This window comes from Thermofilum pendens Hrk 5 (assembly GCF_000015225.1).
GTDB classification, from domain to species: Archaea; Thermoproteota; Thermoprotei; order Thermofilales; family Thermofilaceae; genus Thermofilum; species Thermofilum pendens.
Genome location: NC_008698.1, coordinates 937,506 through 958,253 on the forward strand (window position 1 = coordinate 937,506; position 20,748 = coordinate 958,253).

A 20,748-nucleotide genomic window follows, 5' to 3' on the forward strand; every position below is an offset into this window, starting at 1 on the left:
GGGTAATGTTGAGCATGGAGATGCTTGTGCTCGCAACGTCTGTGATGATGGTGTTTGCGACTACCTTTGCATATTTCGCGGCGATGCATGGAGGGTTTAAGCGCCTTGAGCATGTCTTAGTGTTTCGTATCCTTATTGTGTTGGGGCTTGTTGCGGCGTTACTTGTTTTCGTGCCTCACATGGTGTGGTACTGTGCGTTGGAAGCTTCCCGTATGCCAGTTGCCGCCGCTATAATCGCTCTTGTGTACTTCTCCTCTTCTCCTCTGATGGAGATTATAAGGCTACGCCGCGCGAAGAAGTTGGAGAAGCGGTATGTTGAGATCGGAGGGCGTGGTTACGAGTACTGGGTTGTGGATTCTGATGTGCTGAACGCATGCCGAAAGGGCAGGGAGATCTGTGTCACAAGGAAGCTTGCAGAAGTGTTCGAAGTTGACGAGCTGAAAGTCGTCCTCCTTCATGAGGAGGGGCATGATGGCATATTCGATAAGGTCGTGGTTGTAGGGAGGATTATTCTCCTTTCTTCTCTAATTATTCTTATCACGGATGCTTTTATGCTGGACGCGGAGATGTTTTTCTCTTCCCTCTCTGCGTACTTATTGGCCATTCCTGCTGCTACCCTTGCTAGCTGGGTCAACGAGCATGTAGCTGATCTTAACGCGGCAAAGATGTTCCCTCCTGAGCTAGTTGTGAGAACCTTTGTGAAGTTTTGGGCATGCGCCGTATTACGCGATTTGTGCACCAGGGAGGTTGTGAATGTGGTTGTCTTTAAGAACATTCAGGAACCTACGTTCCGAAAAGTTTTGTGGGAGGTGGCTAGATCGATGTTGGATAGTTTGAGGGGAAATCTCTCTATACACCCTCCACCGAGGTTCAGAATATACGCTGTTCTTGTACGTACATGAAAGGTTTGAAATTTTTCTTGCAGAGAAATTACTAGACGCGGGCTTAATTTTCTAAGAACAGCGACATCGCTGAAGGAGCTCGAGTTTCAAGCTAGGCCTGCCTCGGTGCTTCCTGTTCACTCTTCTTACCCGAGGCTCGTGGCGGAGGTTGCGCAGAAGGCGAGTGTGAGGGTTTTCAGGCAGGGGGTTTAGCCGCTGTGTGGGGGTGGTTGTTTTGCGGCGAGGTTTTGGGCTGGAATGTGTGGAGAAGCTTTCGGCGGTGTTAGGGGGATTTTGGCTGTGGGTTGTGTGTTCGAGGATTTTGGGGCGTAGGGCTGGGTTGCGGAGGTTGTTGAATTTTTGGGTTGTTGTGGCTTGTTGGCGTGTTGTTTTCAAAAAGTTTTAAGTATTGTTTTGAGTTTTAATTTTTGAGGCTGATGAAGGCGGTTACTTTCCTCAGCGTGAAGGGTGGCGTTGGGAAGACTACGCTCGCTGTTAACACCGCGGCTATGCTTGCCGATAGAGTTGGGGGTAGCGAGAAGGTTCTCGTCGTGGACTTGGATGCCCAGGCGAGCGCCACCGTGTATATTCTTGGGCATAAAAAGCAGAGAGGCTTTGAGGAAAGCAACCACACGGTCTACGGGTTGCTGAGTGGGGGTGTAGAGGCGCGTGACTGTGTGGTTAACGTCTCTGAGCATACGGATAAGTGGAGTTCTAGGCTTTACCTTGTCCCGGGGGACTCGAGGGTCACTGAGCTTGAGAGGAGGATAGTTGCGGAGAGTGCGGCGGGGGGTTACGGTTGGCTGTATATCGTTAGAAGGGCTCTCGAGAAGCTATCCGGGGAGGGCTTCAGCTATGTTTTCATAGATCCTCCGGCTACGCTGGGTGTTCTTTCTGAGGCGGCGCTTGCGGCTTCGAGGTACTTTATACTCCCCATAGTTCCCGACGACTTTGGTCGTACGTCGTTCAGGCTCTTCGCGAGCAGCTTCTTCAGCGGAGTTGCTATGAAGATCAGGACTGAGCTGGGCACGTTGCCTCTCTGTGGAGGCATAGTCTTCAATAAAGTGAAGTCAAATACTGCTATGGAGAAAATAGCCAATAGTATAGTGGAGGAGGTGCACAAGAGTAAGTTGTACGGCAAGTACCCGATTCCTTTGTATAAGACAAGGTTACATGAATATATAGCCTATACAAAATCTCTTGAAGAGCATGTCCCGTTGTGGAATATTAAAGAAAAGAAAAAACATGAGAATGCTATAAAAGAGTTCGAAGAATACTTCGATGAGTTCTACGAGTACGTTGTAAGGGATAAAGCGGCAGCAGGCGGGCAGGTTTGAGAGATTTCGCGAATGAAGGCGAGGTTTACCGTTTTCTCAGGTGGAAGCTTAGGGAACTTTGGGGGGCGAGGGTTGAGGAGCGCTATGGCCTTGGTAGGTTGTCGCCGGACGTGGATCTTCTCGTCGTGGCTGGTGGCGGGGTTTTCGGGCTGGAGGTGAAGTACTTTCAGGATAGGCCTCTTAGGGCTTACGAGGGGCTGGGGGAGGCGCTTGCGCTTTTGCTTTACTGTTTCGATGGGGTTTACTTGGTTCACGTGTTTGATTCTTCGCTTCGCGGGGTTTACGGAGAGGTTGTGGAGAGGGCTCTTAGGCTTGTGGATTTGACGCCTTTGGGCTACGTCGTCGTGGTGGGCCGCGGCGATCCCGAGGTGTTGCGTGTGCCTCGGGGTAACCCGTTCAAGCTTAGGGGTGAGTGCGAGGCGGTGGGACAGGACGCGTAGGCTTTTCTTCCAGGCGCTTTTCCAGGCTTTCTTCGTGCCTGGGGTTCTCGTGGCGAGAACGCTGGTACGCGTGTGGCGGCGCTTGGAGGGCTAGGTGTTCGTGTATACTTCTATTCCGAGTTGTTTTGCGGCTTTTAGTGCTTCTTCTTCTATGAAGGGTGTTACGAGGACTAGTCTTGGCTTTGTGCCGGTTTTCTTCTCGTATAGGCGTCCGAGCCTCCAGAGCTTTGCTATGTCTCCGCTGGAGGCGCTGGGTTTTACTTCGATGAGTACGTGTACCTTGTCTTTTATCAGTATGTCTGCTTCGACCCTGGAGGGGTATCCGAGGACTTCGCCGTCTTCGTCGTAGTAGACCCACCTGAGGACTTCGCCTGCGCCTAGTATTTCCTCGACGACTCCCCTCATGGCTTCTCTGAAAGCGGCTTCCGACTCGATGCCCCACCTGGCGCCCAGCGCTATGAGGCGTCTCTCGAAGGAGTCCATCTTTCTCGCGAGGATCCCTTGCTCCTCTCTGAGAGACTTCACTTCTTTCCACAGCTTTCCTTGCTCTTCTCTCAGCGCCTTAACCTCTTCCCATAGTTTCTCCTGTCCCTCTCTAAGAGCTTTCACTTCCTCCCACAGCTTTTCCTGGTTCTCCCTCAGAGCTTTTACCTCCTCCCACAGCTTCCTTACCTCTTCCCAGAGCTTCTCCTGTCCCTCTCTCAGTGCCTTGACCTCCTCCCAGAGCCTCTGCTGGCCTTCCCACAACTTCCCCTGGTCCTCTCTCAGCGCTCTAACCTCCTCCCATAGCTTTTCCTGGTTTTCTCTGAGAGCCTTAACTTCCTCCCACAGCCTCCTCTGATCCTCTCTCAGCGCCTTAACTTCTTCCCATAGCTTTCCCTGCCCCTCTCTGAGGGACTTCACTTCTTCCCACAGTTTTTCCTGGTTTCTCCACAGTTGCTCCTGTCCCTCCCTCAGCGCCCTTATCTCGTTCAGCGTTGCGTCCATCTTCTCGAGCAAATCCCTGAATCCCAGCAAACCGGCTAAAGCGTACCTAAGCTCCCTATCCTCCTCCAAAGCCTTAACCAACCGCTCCCACTCCCCCCTACCCAGCGCCGCCACCAGCCAAACCCGAGAAAAACTAACCGGAAGTATTTAAAATGGTTTTCTGGAAGGGGGTTGGCTCGGCGTGTTTTGGGTGTTAGTCGTGTTTTTCGGGCTCGATGACTACGGCTGTGCCTGTGGCTGTTACGACTATGAAGCCTTCGAGTATTTCCGAGGTTTCGAAGTTTACTCCTATCACGGCGTTGGCGCCTAGCTTGGAGGCTTCGGCTACCATGTCCTGTAGTGCCTCGTCTCTCGCTTTCTTCAACTCCTCTATGTAAGCTTCGCCCCGCCCGCCTACGAGTGCTTCGACGCTGGCCGCGAGTCTTCCCAGCACTCCCCTCGTCCTCACTCTCATCCCGGTGACTATTCCTAGAACTTTGACTACCCTGTACCCCGGCACCGAGTGTGTAGTCGAGATTATCACGTGTTCTGCTTCCACGAGGACCGCTATAAAGTCGTCGCTTTAGCCTACCTTGATCATCGCTTTGCCGGCCCACCTCGCTAGCTCCTCTCTGCTCGCTACGTGTATCTCTACGGGCGCGTCTACTGGGAGCGAGTACTTCTCGACTGCCCTGTCGACTATGTCCGCCGGGAGGTACTTCCTGTCCTCGTTGCCCGCCTTCTCCAGCACTACGAGGATGTCTATGTCGCTAAGCACGGTGGCCCTGCCCTCGGCGACGCTCCCGACAACGTATACCTCGGCGTCCGGCCTCAGGTCCTTAGCCGCCTTGGCGACGGCCTCGGCGTACTCGCGCCACCTCCTCAAGTGCGCGAAGTGGTACTTAACCCAGCTTGACATTCTCGGCGACCTCATCGAGTAGCTTGATCAAGTCTTTAACGGTGGCCGCGAGCCTTTCGACGTCCTTCGCCGAGTACTCGGCTTCGCCGTACCTGCTAGCGGTGTACGCTTCTTCGAGCAGTACGAGCTCCCTCCTCCTGCCGTCGACGAAGCCCAGGATCCTCCCCGCGGCCTCGCCGAAGCCGTAGGACTCGAGCTCCCTGGCGAGGAGCCCCAGTAGCTCCCTCACTCCGTGCCCGCGAGTCTCCCTGCCTACGAGCTCGAGTAGCGTAGCCTTCACGTAGAGCTGGGCCGCCTGCTCCAGGAAGAACGCCGCGAGATCCGCGTTCTTTGCGCTTAGGGCTTCGTCGAGGAAGTCCAGCGCTCTTCTCTTAAGCCTGGCTACGAGCTCTCCGCTCATTCACTGTTAGCGGGGTGAAGGCTATAGAATAACGTTTCGCAGAGCCTCGAAGAGCTCCCAGGTGGAAGCGGCTTCTTCGGCTTCCAGGCCCACGGCGTGTTTCCGCCGGCGCCGCGCTACTTCTCGCGCGTTCCGAGCGCCTTCACGAATATCGCCGGTAGGACCTCCCTGGCGAGGAGGACGGGTACTATGAACACGTTGCGCCCCTCTACGGGCTCGAAGCCGAGCCTCCTCTCGAATTCCCTCCTGGTAGCCTCCTTCCTCAACCCGTTCGAGAGCCTCCGCGGCGCGTTCGTTACTACGACCACGGTGAACGCTACGTCCCCGTACCTCGACCTGTACTCCTCTACGAGCCCCTCTAGCCTGGAGCAGAGCGCCCCGAAGTACCTTGCGGCGCCCCCGGTGTCGTGGCCTACTTCTATCTCGACGAACATCACCGCGTCTACCTTGCCCCCAGAGCTGTGCTCGATAACCACGTCTGGCCCCCTGGCCTGCCCCGGGGAGGCTTTAACGCTCCACCCGAACACCTCGGCGAGTATCTTCACGTACTCGACCGTGAAGTCGTGCAGAGTCTCCCTCGACATACCCTGAGCCTGGAGTTCCTTCAAGGGTAAAAAGGCTTACCGTTTTCCCGGGCGCAATGCTTAAATATTTCGTGAATTATCACGTAAATCGGTGAGACGGGATGGGTTGGGGTTGGTGGGGTGGGTGGCCTGGTAGGGGTCCTTTCAGCTACCTGCCGCCTTGGCAGAGGCCCGGCTGGGTGTTCGGTAGGGGTGCTTGCTGGTGGCTGCTAGGCGGACCCTGGACGCCGTGGACATACTACCCATGGACACCTTACTACTCCGCACCATACTACTATGCATACTACCCAACGCCCTACTACCCGGCGCCGTACGCGTACTGGCAGGCTAGGTACTGGTGGCCCTGGTGGTGAGCTGGATGTACTGGTACTACTACTTCCCGGGTGGCTGGTACCCGCCGTACTGGTACCCGGTGCCTTACCCTGACCCAGTGTCCCTGATGTACGCTTGGTCCTACATGTGGTCCTACTGGCTCTCAACGATATACTACATCGAGATGTACAAGGCGATGCTGGAGGCTTGGAGGAAGATGGTCGAGGCAACGTTCAAGGCTCCCGTAGTACCCACGGGGTAGCGCGGGTGGAGCTTTTTGGGCTACGGGTACGGTAGGCGAGGGTGGGGAGGCTTTGAGGGCGGCGCCTCCTGGGCTTCGGCGCAGATGCCGCCGCTACCCCCTCCTCCCCCTGGGACGCTAAGGGTCGCCGCGGGCACGGATACGGCGGACGGGCTCAACGCCCCCGTGTCGGCGAGGTTTGCCAGGACGCCCTTCCTGACCATTGTGGACATCGTGGACGGGAGGGCTACGAGGGTCGAGCCCATGCCTAACGCCTTCGCATCAGGCGCCGGCGGCGTCGGCGCTGCTGTCGGGCAGTGGCTCCTGAGCTCCGGTGTCAGCGTGGTCGTAGCCCCGAGCCTGGGCCCGAACATCTCGATGATCTTGGGGCAGGCGGGCGTCAGGGTCGAGGTCGTGCCTCCCGGCGTCCCCCTGGGCGAGGCGTTGAAGAGGCTGGGCCTGCTGAGGTGATTTTTTTGGAGGTAGTCGTGGCGAGCGGGAAGGGGGGTACTGGTAAGACTTTTTTCTCTTCTAACCTCGCCGTCTACCTGCGGGACAGGGGAGGCTGCGTAGCGGCGGACGCCGACGTGGAGGCGCCGGACTTCCTGCTCGCGCTCGGCGGGGCCCGGAGGGTTCTCTGGAGGGAGGAGTTCCGGGGGGTTAGGCGCCCCGTGGTGGACTACTCTGCCTGCGTCAAGTGCTGGGCGTGCGTGGATGCCTGCCAGTTCAACGCTATCCGGAGGGGGCCGGAGGGACCCGTCGTGGACTACGATAGGTGCGAGGGCCTCGGGACGTGCGCGTTCGTCTGCCCAGCCGGGGCTATAGGCTTCGCGGAGGAGAGGGCCGGCGAGATCTACGCCGCCGAGACGGAGCACGGTGTCACCGTGGTTACCGGGGACCTCGAGCTGGGGGGAGGCGCTAGCGGTAGGCTGGTCTACGAGCTCAAGGAGAGGGCCCGCAGGCTCTCGTCCGGGGCGGCGAGGTACGTCGTCGTCGACGCGGCGCCGGGGATCGGGTGCCCCGTGGTGTCGAGCGTCGCTGGGGCCGACTTGCTGGTCGTAGTGGTGGAGCCTACTCCTCAGTCCGCGAAGGGCGCCGCGCGGCTCCTCGAAGTCGCGGGGGCTCTGCGCGTAAAGGCGGTAGCCGTTGTCAACAAGTACGACTTGAACCCGAGCTACGCGGCGAGGCTCGAAGGAGAGCTCGGCGTGGATGTCGCCGGGCGAATACCGTACGACGAGGCGGTGGCGCGCTCCTACGCCGAGATGAAGCCCCTCATAGTTGCGTACCCCTCCTCCAAGGCGGCGCGGGCGCTCCTAGACGTCTTCTCATCGCTGGGGGTGTGAACTGTGGTGAAGGTAGTCGCGGTTACGGGCGGTAAGGGAGGGACGGGGAAGACGGTGGTGGCAGCCAGCCTGGCGAGGCTCCTGAGCGATGCCGGCGCGAGAACCCTCCTCGTCGACCTCGACGTGGAGAACCCCTGCTCCTACACCCTCCTGGGCGCCGAGCTCGGCTCAGCAGAGGAGGTAGCGCTTTTCAGCCCCGTGATCGTCGAGGAGAAGTGCACGTTGTGCGGAGCCTGCGCCTCCGCCTGCCCAGCTCACGCCCTCGTGTTAATCCCGGGGAAGCGCCTCCTGTTCCTGGAGCCCCTATGCGAGTCCTGCGCCACGTGCCTCTACGCGTGCCCCGCCGGCGCGGTTGCGAGGGGGAGGAAGGTCGTCGGCTGGGTGAAGAAGGGGCGCGCGGGGGGCGTGGACCTCGTGGTGGGGGAGCTGAAGCCCGGTAGCAGGCAGCACCACGAGGTGATGGAGAGGACGCTGGACTACGCGTCGAGCACTTGGAACGGCTACGACGTAGCGGTCCTGGACCTACCGCCTGGATCCGGGAAGGGTATCCGCTCCGCGTTGAAGCGCGCCGACCTAGCGCTCCTAGTCGCCGAGCCGACGCGGCTAAGCCTCGCCGACACTCGGAGGGTGCACAGCCTCGCCAGGGAGGCGGGCGTGAGAGAGGTCCTCGTCCTCAACAAGTACGGGCTTCCGGGCGGCGTGGACTCGGAGATAGAGGCCTTCGCAGCCAGCGAGGGGCTCGCGCTAGTGAAGGTCAGGTACGACTCGGCGCTCGCGGAGGCCTACGCGAGGGGAGAGCTCGTAGTCGGGAGCAAAGCCCCCTCGGCCGCCGACCTCGCGGAGCTGGCGAAAACGGTGGCGCAGCTCCTCGGGCTTCGGTAGGGTGCCCGCCTCTCTAAGTTTACGGCCTTTTAGCTCTTTAAGCGTCGGCGGTCCCTGCGGTGGGGATGCTTTCAATTCTATAGCGATGTATCGCTGAAAGTTTCCCGTAAATATGGGGCAAATGTTTAAGAAGATTGCTAGGTATTGATTAATACGGTGATGCAACGTGTCCTTCCTGAAGAAGCTCTTCAAGAAGGAGAAGAAGGAGGAGAAGAAAGAAGAAAAGAAGGAGGAGAAGCCTCAGGAGAAAAAGTGAACCAGTAGCAGGTTTTCTTTTTGCTTTTTTACGCGCGAGTAGCTTTTTCCTCTTGCGAAAGCTTTTAAGAAGAGGCTCACGGGTGGATAGTGGGAGATGTTGCTGGAGGGTGTTAAGAGCAGGCTTTCCTCTCTGAGAGATCCCTGCGTAAAAGCTGTGCTCGTGTTTGGGTCTGTGGCTAGGGGTGAGCAGGGCGAGAGGAGCGACTTGGACTTGCTTGTCCTCCACGAGGGGTGCGCTATCGAAGACCCCGTCGCTAGGAGGAGGTATTTCTACGCCCTTCTGAGGGAGGCTGTGGGAGACCTCTTCGAGGATCTGACGGTGCTGGACATGGAGCTTAAGCGCTTCCTGGAGCCCGGGGAGGTTTCGCCTCTCCTCCTGAACGTGTACTGGGACGCCGTCGTGGTCTACGACGCTACGGGGCTCGTCGAGGGCTTCCTGAGGCGCGCGAGGGAGGGGATTGTGAGGAGTGGGTTGAGGAGGGTTAAGGACGGAAAGGCTTACCGCTGGATCCTCCCAAAGCCGGCGGGGGTGGTCAGGGTACTTGATTAACCCTGTAAGCGAGGTCAGGTATAGGTACAGGTTGGCGGTCGAGCACTTGGAGAGGGCGGAGAGGCTTTTCTCGCTCGGGGACTGGGCAGGCGTCGTGGCGTACTCGCAGCTCGCTGTGGAGAACTTCGCTAAAGCCGTGGTAGCGGTGTTCGAGGTTCCAACGTGGAGCTACGACCCATCGAACCAGCTGAGATCACTGCTCGACGCTGTCCCCCTGGAGGCGCGAAGGGAGGCCGAGGAGCTGGCAAACATAGCCCGGGACCTAGCCCCGGAGCACGGTAGAACTTCTTACGGGGAGCCTAGCGCGGGGCTCGTGCCCAGCGATATCTACAAGCGGGAGCACGCTGTCGAAGCGCTGGAGAAGGGGAGGAGGGCCAGGGAGCTTGCCGGAAAAGTGCTCGGCGCGATGGGCATCGCCCCTTAAAGCTTCCTTGAAAAAGGTAATAAGGTCGTAATACGTTGGTGATACCATGCGCCCACCGGTTTTAGCGGCGCTACTCGCGCTACTAGTTGTCTCCGCGTACGTGTCCGCGCAGACGCCTACCCCTATGACTATCAACGTCAACAGGGACCTCAAGGTTATTGCTACATACCCGCTGGAGGTGAAGTACGGGAGCTGGGCTAGGCTCGTGCTAGACGTCACGGCCCTGAAGAACGTCACGGTGAACAAGCTCAGGGTGGTGATCGTCCTTGTCTACGAGAGCGGGGAGGCCGTGCTGGTGGACAGGGTTCTCCTCCAGGGCAAGCAGATGCCGGCCGGCTACGAGTACCAGGCAACCATCGAGTTCCAGGTGGCGGTGCCCCAGCCACCAGTCGAGCCTTTCCTCGAGCTCTACCTGGTGCTGGACTACTCGGTTAACGACACGGCGAGGTACTTCGAGTACAAGGCCCCCATAGCCATGGCTCCCCGCGCGACTTACGGCGAGCTCTCGGCGGCCCTCGCCGAAGCGCAGAGGAAGGCCTACGAGGCGGACAGGCTGGCCGAGCAGGTTAGCCAGCTGTCGCAGAGGGTGAGGAGCCTCGAAATAGCCCTCGCGAACGAGAGCGGCAAGTGCTCGGCGCTAGGCGAGCAACTGAGGAGCGTGAGCTCCGAGTGGGGCGCGCTGAAGGAGAAGGCGGGCGCGCTGAAAGCGGAGAACGACGCTCTCAAGGCTAGGGTGTCCGAGCTGGAGTCCGAGAACGCTAGGTTGAGGAGCGAGCTTGCATCCCTGAAGGAGGAGAAGGGGAGCCTCGCCTCCAGGCTTACCAGCGTCCAGGAGAGCTACCAGTCCCTCCTAACGGAGCTGGGCTCCCTCAGGCAGAAGTACGAGTCCCTCTCCTTCGTCGCCTCCGCCCTCCAGGCGGCGCTCGTAGCCTTAGCCGCAGTCGCGGCGGTAGCCTTCCTCAAAGCCCCCAGAGTAGCGCGCGCCGTAAAGCAGCAATCGCCCACCGCGCAGCAATTGCCGCCACAGCAGGACCGGCGCGGGGAGGATTACCGGGAAGCCCCGCCGGCGCACTGAGCCCCCGGTCTCCCGGAGCCGCGGTAGGAGCACAGGTCGCTGAGCGGGCACTCGGGGCACTTTGGCTTCCTGGTGCAGACGAGGGCTCCGAGGTCTATGAGCGCCAGGGAGATCTCCCTGGGGTTTCCGTGCCGCAGGAGCCTCTCCAGGAACGCCTCGGCCTCCTCTCGGGAGGAGGCGCCCGCCGCCCTGCCCAGCACTCTCTCGACGTTCGTGTCCACAACGGGTACCGGGGCTGAGTAGGCGAAGCAGAGGACAGCGGAGGCTATGTAGGGCCCAACGCCCTTGAGCTTGAGGAGCTCCTCCTTGCTGCGCGGCACGGAGCCGCCGTGCCTCTCCACGATCTCCCTCGCCGCCTCCCTGAGGGCGTCGGCGCGCCTCACTAGGCCCAGCCTCGAGAAGAACTTCCTCAGCTCCTCGGGGTCCGCGTTAGCGAGGCTCTCGGGGGACGGGTACCTGGAGAAGAACTCTTCGAAGACCTTCGCGACAGTCTCCGCCCTCGTGCGCTGGAGCAGGAACTCCGTCGCGAGGATGACGTAGGGGTCCCTGGTGTGCCTCCACGGGAAGTCGCGCCCCCTCCTCCTGTACCACTCCGCTAGCCTACGGGCAACTTCCTCGAAGTACTCCTCCCCGCGGTAGCCCACGCTCGGGCACCGCGCCTCGACCTTAAAAGCCTTCCCTCGAACCCCGGGAGGAATTGAACTAAAATCCTTAAAAAGCCAAACCTTTCGCATCGATGGGTGAACATCACATGTGGAACGTTGAGAACGCTATTAAGAGGAATGCGAACGTGTACCACGTCTACATAGCCTGCATGATCGCGAAGTTCAGGGAGCTCGGGCTGGTGAACTACGGCGTGATAAAGGGCGCCGCGGAGGCTACCGGTAGGTGCACAGCCGACTACTTCCTGGCGCACGGGCTGAAGCCCTCGTCCGTCGAGGATGCAATCGTCGCCCTCAACGAGATCACGGGCTTCACGGACGAAGTCAAAGTCGACTACAGGGACGGCGTCCTCGAGGTGCGGATGCACAGGGATAGCTGTAGGATATGCCCGAGGATGGTGGGAGGGCTCGAGCTACCCGGCGCTGCTTGCCCGAACGTCGGCTACATAAAGGGCTTCGTCGAGGGCCTCGGGCTGGCGAAGCTGGAGGACTTCGCTAGAGAGAAGGGGGAGGAGCCCGTAACCAAGGATGGAGAGTACTGCGTGATAAGGTACGTCGTGAAGGAGGCTAGCGCCCCCGTAAAGGAGGAGAAGGCTGTCGCCGCCCGGAGAGTCTAGCCCTCAGCCCAGTCCGCCAGTTGCTTAAGGACCGGGGAGAGCTCGGCTTTTTCCTTCTTTTTCTTCAGCTTTCCTATTACGTCGAGCCTAGCTATGTCGGAGTGCGCTGGAACGTAGTAGTCTGCAACCCTGCCTACAAGGGTTGATAGGCTGTCTATACCCTTGAGCACCTCCTGGCTCGGCTTAGCTTTTCCCTCCTCCTTTCCCTCGGGGTTCCTGATACCCCTCTCTGCGAGCGCGGAGGCTTCCCGGGTACCTGTGTCTACCAGGTTGTAGACGGCGAGTATCTTCGAGTAGAACGCACCGGTGCTTCCTCCAAGCCTGCCGGAGTGGTGCTGTGCGAGGTACCTTATCATCCTCAGCGTCCTCCTGAAGTCGACTATGCTTGGTCGTAGCACGACGGCGTACTTGTCGGAGGAGTAGAGGCTCAGCACAGTGTACCGCTCGTCGAAGAACGGGGCGCTGTCTACCACTACGTAGCGGAAGGAGGAGTAGACGCCTAGCTCTTCGAGGAGCCTCCGGAAGCTTTCCCCGGGGTTCCCGGGGCGCCACAGCTCCTCCACGACGCGCGGGAAGCTCTCGCCGGGTACGAGTACCTTGAAGTAGGAGTCCTTGAACGACGCCTCCCAGATGTACCTCTCGGGCTCGACCCTTCTACCCCTTTCGAAGAGGTCTTCGTAGGCGGCGCTCAGAGTCTTCCCCTCGTCCTCGGCCTTCGCGTAGTTTTCGTCGCCTAGCAGTAGGAGACTCAGCCCAGCGGTGGGGTCTAGGTCTACGAGTAGAATCTCCCTGGCGGGCACCCCCTTGACGTGCTGGAGGTACGCCGCGAAGAGCACTGAGAGCGTTGTCTTGCCGACTCCGCCGGAAGCCGATATGAATGCGAGCGTCCTCGACTGTTTAGCCGTACTCATAGAGCGGTCCACCCCTCACGTACACTGCCACCTTGACGCCCGCAGCCGCGCCCATCTTCTTCAGGTTCTCCAGGTAGAGCGGGTCGGCGCTCCAGACGACGTGTAGTAGCAGGGGCTTCTCGACCCCGCCGATCACCTTCAAGGCTAGCGCCTGCCCGAAGCCTTCATAGAACCTCTTTGGGTAAAGCTTCACCTCGGCGGCTTCCAGCCCGTCGTACAGGTCGGCTTCCACCCCGTTCAGCACCGCCTCGGACTCTGCGCCGAGGTAGGATGCGAGCACCCTGCAGAAAGACTTCTCTCCCTCCACTCTCTTTAACAATTCTTCAAGAAAGCCGCTCTCGGCGGCATCTCTTATTTTTTCGAGGAGCGGCATGACCCTCGAAATAAAATCGAAAACAAAGATATACGTTTTACCGGGGCAACCGTCTGGAAAAGGTTTTTCTACCGAACCGGTGTTTTCACGCGTATGAAGATCCTCGTAACGAACGACGATGGGCCGTTTTCGCCCGGACTCGCGATACTCAGGGAGGCTGTGAGGGGCCTCGGAGAGGCGACGGTGGTTGTCCCCGAGACTCCCAAGTCTGCGACGGGGCTCGGGTTGACGCTTCACAAGCCGCTCAGGGTGAACAGGCTCTCGCTGGACGGGGAGCCTGTGTACCTCGTCTCCGGCACTCCGAGCGACGTTATCTACATAGCGATGAACGTTATCTCCGGGAAGCCCGACCTCGTCGTGTCGGGGGTGAACATAGGGGACAACCTGAGCGTCCAGGTTATACTCACCTCGGGAACTCTCGGCGCAGTCCTCCAAGCGTCGATCGAGGGAGTCCCCGGGATAGCTTTCAGCGCCGCTGTCGACACGCCCGAGGAGCTGGAGGAGGGCGAGTACAGGAACTTCGTGCTCAGGTCTACGAAGGCGATAGTCAGGGCGGTGGTCGGCGAGGGCTTCCCGAAGGGGGTGGACGCGCTCAACGTGAACTTCCCCTCGGTCATAGCCAGCGACGTCGTCGTTGTGAGGCCCGCCCTGAAGAGGTTCTCCACGGCGGTTGTGAGGAGGAAGGACCCGCAGGGCCGCCCGTACTACTGGCTCTACGGGCACCCGGTCGAGGCGGAGGAGGGTAGCGACGTCCACGCCGTGCTGGAGGAGGGGAAGATAGCGATAACCCCGCTCAGCCTGTCCGGGATGCTCTCCTACAGCCCGGAGGCCCTCTCGGGGATCGTCAAGAAGGTGAAGGAGGAGCTCTCCAGGTGAGCGCTTGGCGGCGAAGAACTTCCTGCTCACGGGGAGGCCGGGGATCGGGAAGACTACCTGCGTCGTCAAGACGGCGGAGCTCCTGGTCTCCAGGGGCGTGAAGGTCGGCGGCATGGTGACTCACGAGGTCCGCGAGGGGGGCTCGAGGGTAGGCTTCAAGGTTCGGGACCTCCTCACGGGCAGGGAGGGCTTTCTCGCCAAGGTCGGCGCCGGCGCGGGGCCCCGGGTGGGCAAATACGTGGTGCACGTCGAGGAGCTGGAGGCGGTGGGAGTCGGCGCGATTCTGAGGGCGGTCTCCGAGGCTCAGGTCGTAGTCATCGACGAGATAGGCCCCATGGAGCTCTACAGCCCCAGTTTCCTGCCCGCCGTGCTGAAAGCCCTCGACTCCGATAAGCCGGTGCTCGCGACTATCCACGAGAGGGAGTCCTCCTCGGGGAGGCTCAGGGGTATACTGGAGAGGGGCGACGTGAAGCTCTACACGGTCACGCTCCAGAACAGGGACCTCCTGCCGCCTCAGCTGGCCCGCGAGATAGCCTCCCTCGTGGCGCGCTAGAACACCCTCTCGTAGATGTCCCGCACTATCTCCTCCGTCACCTCGAAGGGGGCGTTCGAGAGGTTCCTCTTGTACTTCAACCCCTCCCGGACGTAGTCGTCCAGCTCCTCCCTCCGAACCCCGAGCCCGCTCAGCGACGTCGGGGCTCCCACCTCCCTGCATAGCTCCTTGAAGAGCCCCCTCAGCCCTCCGACCCCCGTGGCCCCCACGTGCTCGGCGAACAGCCTGGCTCTCTCCGGCGCGTACTTCTCGTAGTACTCAAGGGCCCCCAGGAGGGGCACGGTGTTCGCGAAGCCGTGGGGTAGGTTTAGCCTCGTTGTGAGGGGGTATCCGAGCCCGTGCCCTATGTTGGTACCGGTGTAGTTGATAGCGTAGCCTGCCAGCATGCTCGCGTACAGCATCCACTCCCTGCAGTCCAGGAAGCCCTCCACGGCGCAGGGTAGCTTGCGGAACGCTATCCTGGAAGCCTCCAGCGCGAACATGTCGGTGAAGGGTGTCGCCCTGGAGCTGAAGAACGCCTCGATGGCGTGGGAGAGCGCGTCCAGCCCCGTGCTGGCCGACTGGTCGCTCGGTAGGTGCTTCAGCACGAGGGGGTCGAGGACGGCGAGCGTCGGTAGGAGCCCGCTCCCGGAGACGGCGACCTTCATGCCCGTCTCCCTGTCGACGAGGACGGAGTACTTCGTCACCTCGCTCCCGGTTCCGTGGGTTGTGGGCACGGCTACGAGCGGCCTGAGTTTCTCCTCGACGTTGCGGGGCCACAGGTAGTCCTTAGCGCTGCCCCCGAGGCTGTACACAACGTTAGCCGCCTTAGCGACGTCTATCACGCTTCCCCCGCCGAACGCTACGAAGAAGTCTACGCCCGCCTTCCGCGCCGCCTCGGCGCACCTGTCTGCAGTCTCGATGGTGGGGTTCGGCTCCACCTCCGAGAAGAAGTAGACCTCGACGCCCGCGGACTCGAGCTGGCTCTTTATGAGGGAGTCGTAGCCGTACTTCTTGGCGAACTGCCGGCCCGTGACTACGAGGGCTTTCCCGCCGAGCCCCTTCACGAGCTCGCCCAGCCTGTTGAGGGAGCCTCTCTCGAAAACAACGGTCGTCGGGTGCTTATGGGTGAACCTTAACCCTGCGGACACGCGGGTAGAAACAATGCCCGGGCTTATTTGCCTTACCCCTTATCTTTTCGCCAGGATCCTCAGGACGGGTATCTCCCTCAGATCCTCCTCGCGTAGGCGCTCCCAGAGTATACCCGGGGGCCTGGGGTACGCGCGTGCAGTCTTGAAGTGGGTGGTGGGCGTGAAGACGTAGTCCACCGGGACGTCGTGAACGTCCATCGGGACCTTCTCCACTACTTGGAGGTCATGAACCGTGGTGACGATCGGCGTCTCGTCGCTGAGCGCGTTTAGGGTTCTGAGTATGGCGTACTCGAGGTCGGAGAAGCCCCCGCCCTTCCCAACCCTGCCCCCAACCCTGTCCACAGCGACGCTTCCCGCGACCTTGAGGTCTACCCTCGGGAGGCTGTCCAGCACCTTCTCGCCGTAGGCGAAGGCGCCCCTAATCGTGCTCGCATACCTGTACTCCTCCTCCGGCACCCTGCCGGGGTCGAGTATCAGGAAGCCCTCCCGTAGCCGCGGGGAAGCCATGATCAGGGTCTTACCGTGCCGGAGCACGGCTTCGCGCACGTACCTCTGGGGCGAGTCGGGGTTGCAGAACACCACCCTCGCCTTCCTGAACACCTCGCTCTCCACGAGCCTCCTAGCCGCGGCGTCCGCCCCGCGGAAGTTCGGTATCCTGCCCCTCACGGGGAAGGGCGGGAGCGCGGCCCCGCTCCTCACGAGCCTCTCCCAGACCTCCTCCCGTATCCTCATCTTCTCCTCGCGCGGGTCCACGCGTTCACACCTCCGCGGCTAGCACCAGGGGCTCCTCCAGCCTCTCCTCCCTACCCCCGGCGCCAACCCCGGCTACCTCCGCCTTCACGCGCCCGCGCTCAGCGGTTAGCTTTACCTCGGATACGTAGACGAAGGTCTTCTCGACCCTCGATACTAGCCCCTCGAAGTCCGGCTCCCCGAGCCCGAGCACCCGGAATACCTGCTTGTAGGCCGAGAGGAGGAGCTGGTAGAGGTCGCCCTTCCCCACGCCGAGGAACCTGCCCCTCCTGAGCCTCCCGTAGACCTCCGCCGCCTCCTCGAAGCCCCTCCTGCGCAGGGCCTCCGCGACCTCGGAGTCCGAGAAGCAGAGCTCGCCGTCCCGGGCGGAGACGCACCTAGCGGCGCTGCGCAACCCCCTGTAAGCGTAGTTGAGCGCGTAGTGGAAGCGCCCGGCGAAGTAGTTCTCCAGGGAGAGCCCCACGCAGGCGAGCGCGTGCCTCTCGAGGAACTCTCGCGTCCGGCTCGTCACGGGCGGCGAGAAGTTCAGTGCCTCGTAGAGCGAGGTGTCCGCGTAGAGGATCTTCCCGCCCCTCAGGATCTCGTGGGCCAGGAACTCCCCGTTGCTCGCGAGTTGCTTGAGCTCCTCCACCGAGAGCACGACGACTGAGAAGTCGGTGCCGAGAGCCTCCGCTATCGCCACTCTCTCCTCGGGCGGGACCTTCCCGTTCGTTATCACTGCCACGTTTATGTCGCTTAGCGGCGTGAAGTCCTCCCTCCTCGCGGCGGAGCCGAAGAGCACTACACCGGCGAGCCTGTCCCCGAGCATTGAGAGTAGCGCGGACTGAATGGACTCCACGATACCTATTACCACGCCCCCTTATATCAAGGTGCCGCGGACGAGGAGCCTTCGCGATGCCTTTAAGAGGCCGGGTACCGGTAGGCTCTGCGTGCAGAGCGGTGGACGCGGAGTCGTGGAGGACTGCGTGTTCTGCAGGATAGTGAGGGGGCAGCTCGACGCGCACTTCGTCTACGTGGGAGGCAGGGTCGTCGTGTTCCTGGACAAGTACCCGGTGACTAGGGGCCATGCTCTCGTCGTCCCGAAGGACCACTACAGGGACGTCTTCGACGCCCCTGGCGACGTCCTCTCGGAGATGGTGTTCGTCGCGAAGGTTGTCGCGCTGGCGCAGAGGGAAGCCCTAGGGGCGAGGGGCGTTAGGCTGGTGATGAACAGCGGGAGGGAGGCGGGCCAGGAGATATTCCACGCGCACATGCACGTCATACCCTACGGCACCGAGAGGATGGATAGGCGCCCGCTGACCCGCGCCGAGGGCGAGGCTGTCGCGGAAGCATTGAGGAAAGCCCTGGAACGCTTACTCGGGGCTTCTCGATAAATGCACAGCCTTTATATAGGTCGGTGCTGAAAATAATTGAAGGCTTATGCCTAAGAAGGTTGTGAAAAGGTCGGGGAAAGTCGAGGAGTTCGACAGGGAGAAGCTCGTGCGCTCTATGGTGAACGCGGGGGCTCCGGAGGAGGTCGCGGTCGAGATCGCGAAGGAGGTTGAGTCGAAGGTACGGGACGGCGCCACGACGGACGAGATTAGGCGGTATGTGCTCGCGAGGCTGAAGGTGCTCGCGCCGCAGGCGTACGAGGCTTGGACGTTCTACGACAGGGTTGCGAAGGGGAGGATAACGTTCGAGGATGGCAAGTACGTGGTCGTGTCGAAGGGGCACCTCTACCTGGGGCGCGAGGTCAAGGACGTGGGTCCGAAGGGTCTATCCTCCTCGGAGGAGGTCGAGGGGATACTCAAGGAGCTTGAGGAGGACCTGGAGTACGGGGTCTCCAAGGCCACTATAAACGCGAGGCTCTACGCCCTCTTCATGGGGGTCTTGAAGAGCAAGGCTATGCCCGTCGAGGAGAAGGAGAAGTCCATCAAGCTGATAAACTCCTTCAGGGAGAAGCTGGGCTGGAAGCCCTACGAGCTGAAGAAGCCCCTCGCGTAGCGCGCAACGGTCGGGCTACCCCGGGCGCGCCTCCCCAGCATGGGCGCCGCGTCCACGAGCAAGGTGTGTGCCGTCGCAGCTAACCCCCCTGTCTATCAAGTCGTAGAAGCCCTCCCGGCACACGGCGAACGTAGCCCCGAGCCCGTGGGCTATCTCCCTGACCGTGGAGAGGACCCTGTACCTGTAGCTCTTCTCGGCGTACACGTAGCCGTGTAGCCTGTCGCCGCCCTCGAAGTACAGCTTCCTCAGGCGCGGCTCCAGCTCCGGGAAAGCTTTGAGGAGGCGGGCCAGGTTGTCCGGCTTAACCTTGTACGTCGAGGAAACTACGTGCCTAGCCCCGGCGCCCACGGCCGCCTCTACCACTTCCCTCACGGAGTCCTCTGAGTCGTTGAGCCCGGGTATCAGCGGGTCCAGGCGTAGCACCACGGGTACGCCGGCCTCGGAAAGCCTCTCCACGGCTTTCACCCTCCTACTCGGCGGGGGAGCCCCCGGCTCAAGCCTCTTCGCGACCTCGTTGTCCATGGTGGTTATAGTCACTGAGACCACGCTCTGCCCCCTCGCCAGCAGGTCGGCGTCCCTCGCTACGAGGTCGGACTTCGTGACTACCTCTACGACGTACCGCCCGACCGCGAGCTCCAGGAACCTCCGCGTATACCCGTACTTCGACTCCAGGGGCTGGTAGGGGTCGCTGCTGCTGGAGATGTTCACTATGGAGCCCTCGGGTATCCTCCTGAGGTCCCCGTAGACTACCTTGAGGAAGTCTTTCTTGGGCCTCGGGTTGAAGAAGTCCCTGATGTAGCTGGAAGCGTAGCAGTAGAGGCACCCGTGGCTACACCCGGTGTAGGGGTTCACGGTGTACTTGAAGGGGCACGTGCAGAGGCTCGTAGACCTCCACGGGTCGAAGGGCCTCACGTATGCCATTCGATTCCACCGTCATCTACTTGAATAGGTTTTTAAGCATCTCTGCGCGATTCTTCCAGGTGCGCTGATGGGCGAGGAGGAGAGGCGGGAAGAGGATACCGCGTCGCCGTTCGCGAGGCTGGAGTACGAGGAGTGGTTGAGGCACCAGAACCCGCACCTGGGCGTCGAAAAGAGCGGCGTCGTCGTAAAGCTACTGTTGTTGCTGGCGGGCGTGGGCGCCCTGCTGTTAGTTCTCTACCTCGTCTTCTTCATTTAAACTTTTACGGAAACGCTTTAATGGGGTTTTAGTCGGCTTCTCCCCCGACACGGTATGCCGAAAGTGAGGATAGGGGTAGCCGGGCTCGGGAGGATCGGGAGGGTTCACGCGGAGATAATTCTAACACGCCTTGAAAACGCGGAGCTCGTCGCCGTCGCGGACGTCGTTGAGAGCCTTGCGCGGTCAGTGGGCGAGAAGTACAGGGTTAAGTGGTACACGAATTTCGACGCAATGCTCAAGGACCCCGAGGTCGACGCTGTCTTCATCACTACTCCCACCAACCTGCACAAGGAGATGATCGTCAAGGCGGCGGAGGCGGGGAAGCACGTGTTCACCGAGAAGCCCATCACGGTGACGGTCGAGGAGGCGAGGGAGGCGGTCAGGGCGGCGGAGAAGGCAGGGGTGAAGCTCATGGTTGGCTACATGCGGCGATTCGACGACGCGTACAGCGCGGCTAAGGCGAGGATAGCTAGGGGCGAGATCGGGGAGCCACTGGTATTCATAAACATCGCGAGGGATCCGGGCCCGCCGCCGGGGTGGGCGCAGGACCCGAGGCTGAGCGGAGGGATATTCCTGGACATGCTCAGCCACGACTTCGACATGGCGAGGTTCCTGGTCGGGAGGGAGGTCAAGGAGGTCTACGTGAAGGGGGAGGCGGCTCTCTACGACGAGATCAGGCAGAAGGGCGACCTCGACCTCGTCACGATAAGCTTCACGTTCGAGGGGAAGGGCTACGGCCTCATACACGGGAGCCGTAAGAGCGTGTTCGGCTACGACCTGCGGACGGAGGTGCTCGGCACGGAGGGGACAGTGTACGTAGGGTCCCAGGTCGACCCGAACCTGGCTGTGGGGACGAAGCAGGGGCTGAGCTACAGGGGAGTTCAGTGGTTCTGGTCTAGGTTCTACGACGCGTACGTCAGGGAGGACGAGGCCTTCGTCAGCTCTATACTGAAGGACGAGGAGCCCCCGATAACCGGCGTGGACGGGCTTAGGGTCGTCGAGATCGCGGAGGCCTGCTGGAAGAGCTGGAGGGAGGGCAGGCCCGTAACGGTCGAGCGCTCCGCGTAGCGCGCAAGCGTGCACGAAGCGCGATATTTTTTCTCG

At 60.9% G+C, this 20,748-nt stretch carries 30 protein-coding genes; 18 read left to right on the top strand and 12 right to left on the bottom strand.

Features of this window, described 5'->3' with window-relative positions; genetic code table 11:
- The first annotated feature begins 14 nt into the window (after positions 1 to 14).
- The 3 genes from TPEN_RS05085 to TPEN_RS05095 all read left to right on the top strand — a co-directional run bounded on the left by TPEN_RS05085 (position 15) and on the right by TPEN_RS05095 (position 2,658).
- The gene (locus TPEN_RS05085; protein ID WP_187146311.1) at positions 15 to 902 is read left to right on the top strand and encodes a M48 family metalloprotease; all 888 of its coding nucleotides are present in this window, start codon (positions 15 to 17) and stop codon (positions 900 to 902) included.
- A 416-nt stretch (positions 903 to 1,318) separates the two neighbouring features.
- On the top strand, positions 1,319 to 2,218 hold the full coding sequence (locus TPEN_RS05090) for a ParA family protein (protein ID WP_011752652.1): 900 nt from the start codon (positions 1,319 to 1,321) through the stop codon (positions 2,216 to 2,218).
- A complete protein-coding gene (locus TPEN_RS05095) occupies positions 2,215 to 2,658 on the top strand; it encodes a hypothetical protein (protein ID WP_011752653.1) in 444 nt (147 codons plus the stop codon). Before TPEN_RS05090 ends, TPEN_RS05095 begins: the two co-directional genes overlap by 4 nt.
- 90 nt (positions 2,659 to 2,748) lie before the next feature.
- Here the strand turns inward: TPEN_RS05095 and TPEN_RS05100 are convergent, their stop codons facing one another.
- The 5 genes from TPEN_RS05100 to TPEN_RS05120 form a co-directional block, all read right to left on the bottom strand.
- Positions 2,749 to 3,759, bottom strand: coding sequence for a PD-(D/E)XK nuclease family protein (locus TPEN_RS05100; RefSeq protein WP_011752654.1), 1,011 nt, complete (start codon positions 3,757 to 3,759; stop codon positions 2,749 to 2,751).
- 79 nt (positions 3,760 to 3,838) lie between these two features.
- Entirely contained in the window at positions 3,839 to 4,168 is a 330-nt protein-coding gene (locus tag TPEN_RS05105) for a YbjQ family protein (RefSeq protein WP_052885173.1), read from the bottom strand.
- Positions 4,169 to 4,207: 39 nt separating this feature from the next.
- Complete coding sequence (locus tag TPEN_RS05110; protein WP_011752656.1) at positions 4,208 to 4,543, bottom strand: nucleotidyltransferase domain-containing protein; 336 nt, start codon at positions 4,541 to 4,543, stop codon at positions 4,208 to 4,210.
- Complete coding sequence (locus TPEN_RS05115) at positions 4,527 to 4,943, bottom strand: HEPN domain-containing protein (RefSeq protein WP_011752657.1); 417 nt, start codon at positions 4,941 to 4,943, stop codon at positions 4,527 to 4,529. Before TPEN_RS05115 ends, TPEN_RS05110 begins: the two co-directional genes overlap by 17 nt.
- Before the next feature lie 116 nt (positions 4,944 to 5,059).
- On the bottom strand, positions 5,060 to 5,527 hold the full coding sequence (locus TPEN_RS05120) for a hypothetical protein (protein WP_011752658.1): 468 nt from the start codon (positions 5,525 to 5,527) through the stop codon (positions 5,060 to 5,062).
- A gap of 202 nt (positions 5,528 to 5,729) precedes the next feature.
- On the opposite strand from TPEN_RS05120, the gene TPEN_RS10120 reads away from it, so the two are divergent.
- The 8 genes from TPEN_RS10120 (at position 5,730) to TPEN_RS05155 (ending at position 10,612) form a co-directional block, all read left to right on the top strand.
- On the top strand, positions 5,730 to 5,858 hold the full coding sequence (locus tag TPEN_RS10120; protein WP_281054507.1) for a hypothetical protein: 129 nt from the start codon (positions 5,730 to 5,732) through the stop codon (positions 5,856 to 5,858).
- A gap of 15 nt (positions 5,859 to 5,873) precedes the next feature.
- On the top strand, positions 5,874 to 6,101 hold the full coding sequence (locus TPEN_RS05125; RefSeq protein WP_052885174.1) for a hypothetical protein: 228 nt from the start codon (positions 5,874 to 5,876) through the stop codon (positions 6,099 to 6,101).
- A 15-nt stretch (positions 6,102 to 6,116) separates the two neighbouring features.
- Entirely contained in the window at positions 6,117 to 6,551 is a 435-nt protein-coding gene (locus tag TPEN_RS05130) for a NifB/NifX family molybdenum-iron cluster-binding protein (RefSeq protein ID WP_148677961.1), read from the top strand.
- Between the two features lie 5 nt (positions 6,552 to 6,556).
- A complete protein-coding gene (locus tag TPEN_RS05135; protein WP_011752661.1) occupies positions 6,557 to 7,423 on the top strand; it encodes a nucleotide-binding protein in 867 nt (288 codons plus the stop codon).
- Positions 7,424 to 7,426: 3 nt separating this feature from the next.
- Positions 7,427 to 8,305: a nucleotide-binding protein gene (locus tag TPEN_RS05140; protein WP_011752662.1), complete on the top strand. Its 879-nt coding sequence runs from the start codon at positions 7,427 to 7,429 to the stop codon at positions 8,303 to 8,305.
- Positions 8,306 to 8,657: 352 nt separating this feature from the next.
- A complete protein-coding gene (locus TPEN_RS05145; RefSeq protein ID WP_011752663.1) occupies positions 8,658 to 9,113 on the top strand; it encodes a nucleotidyltransferase domain-containing protein in 456 nt (151 codons plus the stop codon).
- Positions 9,106 to 9,537, top strand: a complete 432-nt coding sequence (locus TPEN_RS05150; protein ID WP_011752664.1) for a HEPN domain-containing protein — start codon at positions 9,106 to 9,108, stop codon at positions 9,535 to 9,537. Before TPEN_RS05145 ends, TPEN_RS05150 begins: the two co-directional genes overlap by 8 nt.
- A 46-nt stretch (positions 9,538 to 9,583) precedes the next feature.
- Positions 9,584 to 10,612 (top strand): hypothetical protein, encoded by a 1,029-nt coding sequence (locus TPEN_RS05155; protein WP_011752665.1) that lies wholly within the window; start codon positions 9,584 to 9,586, stop codon positions 10,610 to 10,612.
- On the opposite strand, the gene TPEN_RS05160 is transcribed toward TPEN_RS05155, so the two are convergent.
- Positions 10,585 to 11,256, bottom strand: a complete 672-nt coding sequence (locus TPEN_RS05160) for an HhH-GPD family protein (RefSeq protein ID WP_052885177.1) — start codon at positions 11,254 to 11,256, stop codon at positions 10,585 to 10,587. The two genes, TPEN_RS05155 and TPEN_RS05160, sit on opposite strands and share 28 nt — an antisense overlap.
- Positions 11,257 to 11,363: 107 nt before the next feature.
- On the opposite strand from TPEN_RS05160, the gene TPEN_RS05165 reads away from it, so the two are divergent.
- A complete protein-coding gene (locus TPEN_RS05165; protein WP_011752667.1) occupies positions 11,364 to 11,891 on the top strand; it encodes a hypothetical protein in 528 nt (175 codons plus the stop codon).
- On the opposite strand, the gene TPEN_RS05170 is transcribed toward TPEN_RS05165, so the two are convergent.
- Complete coding sequence (locus TPEN_RS05170; RefSeq protein ID WP_011752668.1) at positions 11,888 to 12,802, bottom strand: AAA family ATPase; 915 nt, start codon at positions 12,800 to 12,802, stop codon at positions 11,888 to 11,890. The two genes, TPEN_RS05165 and TPEN_RS05170, sit on opposite strands and share 4 nt — an antisense overlap.
- A complete protein-coding gene (locus TPEN_RS05175) occupies positions 12,789 to 13,175 on the bottom strand; it encodes a hypothetical protein (RefSeq protein ID WP_052885179.1) in 387 nt (128 codons plus the stop codon). Before TPEN_RS05175 ends, TPEN_RS05170 begins: the two co-directional genes overlap by 14 nt.
- 93 nt (positions 13,176 to 13,268) lie before the next feature.
- On the opposite strand from TPEN_RS05175, the gene surE reads away from it, so the two are divergent.
- Both surE and TPEN_RS05185 read left to right on the top strand, forming a co-directional pair.
- A complete protein-coding gene (gene surE, locus TPEN_RS05180) occupies positions 13,269 to 14,051 on the top strand; it encodes a 5'/3'-nucleotidase SurE (protein WP_011752669.1) in 783 nt (260 codons plus the stop codon).
- A gap of 4 nt (positions 14,052 to 14,055) precedes the next feature.
- Positions 14,056 to 14,604, top strand: a complete 549-nt coding sequence (locus TPEN_RS05185) for an NTPase (protein WP_011752670.1) — start codon at positions 14,056 to 14,058, stop codon at positions 14,602 to 14,604.
- Here TPEN_RS05185 and TPEN_RS05190 read toward each other — a convergent pair.
- The 3 genes from TPEN_RS05190 to TPEN_RS05200 are packed head-to-tail and all read right to left on the bottom strand — an operon-like array spanning position 14,601 to position 17,322.
- Entirely contained in the window at positions 14,601 to 15,734 is a 1,134-nt protein-coding gene (locus TPEN_RS05190) for an iron-containing alcohol dehydrogenase (protein WP_011752671.1), read from the bottom strand. The two genes, TPEN_RS05185 and TPEN_RS05190, sit on opposite strands and share 4 nt — an antisense overlap.
- Before the next feature lie 39 nt (positions 15,735 to 15,773).
- Positions 15,774 to 16,487, bottom strand: coding sequence for a 5-formyltetrahydrofolate cyclo-ligase (locus tag TPEN_RS05195; protein WP_011752672.1), 714 nt, complete (start codon positions 16,485 to 16,487; stop codon positions 15,774 to 15,776).
- Between the two features lie 4 nt (positions 16,488 to 16,491).
- Positions 16,492 to 17,322, bottom strand: a complete 831-nt coding sequence (locus TPEN_RS05200; RefSeq protein ID WP_148677964.1) for a nucleotidyltransferase domain-containing protein — start codon at positions 17,320 to 17,322, stop codon at positions 16,492 to 16,494.
- Between the two features lie 31 nt (positions 17,323 to 17,353).
- Between TPEN_RS05200 and TPEN_RS05205 the strand changes: the two genes are divergently transcribed.
- Both TPEN_RS05205 and TPEN_RS05210 read left to right on the top strand, forming a co-directional pair.
- Positions 17,354 to 17,857 (top strand): HIT family protein, encoded by a 504-nt coding sequence (locus tag TPEN_RS05205; RefSeq protein WP_052885180.1) that lies wholly within the window; start codon positions 17,354 to 17,356, stop codon positions 17,855 to 17,857.
- A 46-nt stretch (positions 17,858 to 17,903) separates the two neighbouring features.
- A complete protein-coding gene (locus tag TPEN_RS05210; RefSeq protein WP_011752675.1) occupies positions 17,904 to 18,467 on the top strand; it encodes an ATP cone domain-containing protein in 564 nt (187 codons plus the stop codon).
- 15 nt (positions 18,468 to 18,482) lie between these two features.
- Here TPEN_RS05210 and TPEN_RS05215 read toward each other — a convergent pair whose 3' ends face one another.
- Positions 18,483 to 19,388, bottom strand: coding sequence for an SPL family radical SAM protein (locus TPEN_RS05215; protein ID WP_011752676.1), 906 nt, complete (start codon positions 19,386 to 19,388; stop codon positions 18,483 to 18,485).
- Positions 19,389 to 19,455: 67 nt separating this feature from the next.
- On the opposite strand from TPEN_RS05215, the gene TPEN_RS05220 reads away from it, so the two are divergent.
- Both TPEN_RS05220 and iolG read left to right on the top strand, forming a co-directional pair.
- On the top strand, positions 19,456 to 19,644 hold the full coding sequence (locus TPEN_RS05220; protein ID WP_011752677.1) for a hypothetical protein: 189 nt from the start codon (positions 19,456 to 19,458) through the stop codon (positions 19,642 to 19,644).
- A 54-nt stretch (positions 19,645 to 19,698) separates the two neighbouring features.
- On the top strand, positions 19,699 to 20,712 hold the full coding sequence (gene iolG / locus TPEN_RS05225; protein ID WP_011752678.1) for an inositol 2-dehydrogenase: 1,014 nt from the start codon (positions 19,699 to 19,701) through the stop codon (positions 20,710 to 20,712).
- The last annotated feature ends 36 nt before the right edge of the window (positions 20,713 to 20,748 follow it).

What these genes read in the sequence shown, in the direction of transcription:
- TPEN_RS05110 (WP_011752656.1), bottom strand. Translation starts at nt 4,543, where the DNA reads ATGTCAAGCTGGGTTAAGTACCACTTCGCGCACTTGAGGAGGTGGCGC.
- TPEN_RS05155 (WP_011752665.1), top strand. Translation starts at nt 9,584, where the DNA reads ATGCGCCCACCGGTTTTAGCGGCGCTACTCGCGCTACTAGTTGTCTCC.
- TPEN_RS05145 (WP_011752663.1), top strand. Translation starts at nt 8,658, where the DNA reads ATGTTGCTGGAGGGTGTTAAGAGCAGGCTTTCCTCTCTGAGAGATCCC.
- TPEN_RS05090 (WP_011752652.1), top strand. Translation starts at nt 1,319, where the DNA reads ATGAAGGCGGTTACTTTCCTCAGCGTGAAGGGTGGCGTTGGGAAGACT.
- TPEN_RS05170 (WP_011752668.1), bottom strand. Translation starts at nt 12,802, where the DNA reads ATGAGTACGGCTAAACAGTCGAGGACGCTCGCATTCATATCGGCTTCC.
- TPEN_RS05120 (WP_011752658.1), bottom strand. Translation starts at nt 5,527, where the DNA reads ATGTCGAGGGAGACTCTGCACGACTTCACGGTCGAGTACGTGAAGATA.
- TPEN_RS05210 (WP_011752675.1), top strand. Translation starts at nt 17,904, where the DNA reads ATGCCTAAGAAGGTTGTGAAAAGGTCGGGGAAAGTCGAGGAGTTCGAC.
- TPEN_RS05085 (WP_187146311.1), top strand. Translation starts at nt 15, where the DNA reads ATGGAGATGCTTGTGCTCGCAACGTCTGTGATGATGGTGTTTGCGACT.
- TPEN_RS05175 (WP_052885179.1), bottom strand. Translation starts at nt 13,175, where the DNA reads ATGCCGCTCCTCGAAAAAATAAGAGATGCCGCCGAGAGCGGCTTTCTT.
- TPEN_RS05220 (WP_011752677.1), top strand. Translation starts at nt 19,456, where the DNA reads ATGGGCGAGGAGGAGAGGCGGGAAGAGGATACCGCGTCGCCGTTCGCG.
- TPEN_RS05115 (WP_011752657.1), bottom strand. Translation starts at nt 4,943, where the DNA reads ATGAGCGGAGAGCTCGTAGCCAGGCTTAAGAGAAGAGCGCTGGACTTC.
- surE (WP_011752669.1), top strand. Translation starts at nt 13,269, where the DNA reads ATGAAGATCCTCGTAACGAACGACGATGGGCCGTTTTCGCCCGGACTC.
- TPEN_RS05165 (WP_011752667.1), top strand. Translation starts at nt 11,364, where the DNA reads ATGTGGAACGTTGAGAACGCTATTAAGAGGAATGCGAACGTGTACCAC.
- iolG (WP_011752678.1), top strand. Translation starts at nt 19,699, where the DNA reads ATGCCGAAAGTGAGGATAGGGGTAGCCGGGCTCGGGAGGATCGGGAGG.
- TPEN_RS05215 (WP_011752676.1), bottom strand. Translation starts at nt 19,388, where the DNA reads ATGGCATACGTGAGGCCCTTCGACCCGTGGAGGTCTACGAGCCTCTGC.